This is a genomic window from Nocardia sp. NPDC058658, from assembly GCF_042716665.1.
GTDB lineage: Bacteria > Actinomycetota > Actinomycetes > Mycobacteriales > Mycobacteriaceae > Nocardia.
Genome location: NZ_JBHXRR010000055.1, coordinates 1 through 1,549 on the forward strand (window position 1 = coordinate 1; position 1,549 = coordinate 1,549).

A 1,549-nucleotide genomic window follows, 5' to 3' on the forward strand; every position below is an offset into this window, starting at 1 on the left:
CGGGAATCAAAGTCCTGACAGCTACGAGCGGTCGCTCTCAGCGGTAGTCGCCTGAGCCGCATAGCCCCCTTGTCCACCGTTCGGGGGGAACCTCACGCAGCCGCTCTGCTAGGCGACATTGGGAGCGGCTCATGTCCGACAGGTTCGACATCGCGGTAGTCGGGGGTGGCCCCGCGGGTGCCGCCGCAGCCTGGAAGGCGGCCGCAGTCGGCGCCCGCGTCGTTTGCTTCGACAAAGCCGCCTTCCCGCGCGAGAAACCGTGTGGCGACGGCATCACGCCACGGGCCGCAAGTCTGGTGGCCGCGATGGGGCTTGGCGCAAGCCTGACCAAGTTCCATCAGATCGACGGTATCCGTGTCTTCAGCCCCCGACGCTGGCAAGCGAGTTGGCCCGAACGGGAGGGTATCCCCCGAACGGCCTACGTGGCCCGCCGCACGGATTTCGACCAGATGCTGATCACCCATGCCGCGGCCACCGGCGCGGATGTCCGCGAACGCACGCGAGTTGTCGCGCCGATTATGGAGCGCGGTCGGGTGGCTGGAGTGGTGGTACGCGATGAAATGGGCACCGAACGTATCGTGCGCGCCGACGTCGTCATCGCCGCCGACGGGGCGTATTCGACGCTGAAACGTGCCCTGGCTCCCGCTTCCTCGATCAATGGCTACACGGCGGTGGCGATCCGCGCTGAAATGGATGCATGCCGCGACGACGACAATTACTACGAGATCTACACCCGGCTGTGGCACGAAAATCGAGCTCTTCCCGGCTACGGCTGGGTCTTTCCACTCGGCGATCAGCGTGTAAATATCGGAATCGGCTATCTCACGAGCTACAGGAAGTGGCGACAAGTGAACGCGGCGGACCTGATGGCGAACCTGATGGCCGACCTGCCCTCGCACTGGCAACTACCCGACCTCGGTTCGCTACGGCGTTCAAAGGCATTGCAGGCCTGGCGATTGCCTACCGGGTTCAACACTTGGCCACCATTTCTGCCTGGAATCATGTTCGCAGGTGATGCGGCGGGTACCGTCAAACCGGGCAACGGCGCTGGAATCTCGAAAGCGCTGCAATCGGGGATGATTGCTGGTGAGTGTGCTGTGAACTCGCTGCAGACAGACGGCCCAGATGATTTCTCCGACTATGCCCAGCAATTGTCCCAGCTCTGGGGCACGGAGTATCGGATGGGGCGAGTGGTACACCGGGTGATTGGCAACCCTCGGGCGATGCACATCGCGAATACGCTGCTCGACCAGCCCCGCGCGCGCCGCACTACAATTCGTGTCCTCTACGGTAAAGACGGCCTCGCCAGCTACACCGAGGAATAAAAATCGCGGTGATGAGAGCGTCGCACTGGTTCGCGTGCAAGTGGTTGGCTCATCGGTCTGCCTGCCTCCCCGAGCCTGCGGCGAGGGCGATCCACCAGAGCGAAAAGCTGGCCTGGTCCCGCCCTGCATAGAGCTCCTATCAGGTTCGATTGCTGAGTCGTCGCCAACAGATCAGTGCCGCACCAAGATTCAGGAATCCGTAGTGGATATCGGTGCGGCGTTCC

Annotated in this window: 1 protein-coding gene; it reads left to right on the plus strand. The window is 62.9% G+C overall.

Translation table 11 applies throughout. From position 1 onward, the window contains the following. Positions 1–131: 131 nt before the first annotated feature. Positions 132–1,325 (plus strand): geranylgeranyl reductase family protein, encoded by a 1,194-nt coding sequence (locus ACFWUP_RS31315; RefSeq protein ID WP_379239601.1) that lies wholly within the window; start codon positions 132–134, stop codon positions 1,323–1,325. Positions 1,326–1,549: the final 224 nt, after the last annotated feature.

What these genes read in the sequence shown, in the direction of transcription:
- ACFWUP_RS31315 (WP_379239601.1), top strand. Translation starts at nt 132, where the DNA reads ATGTCCGACAGGTTCGACATCGCGGTAGTCGGGGGTGGCCCCGCGGGT.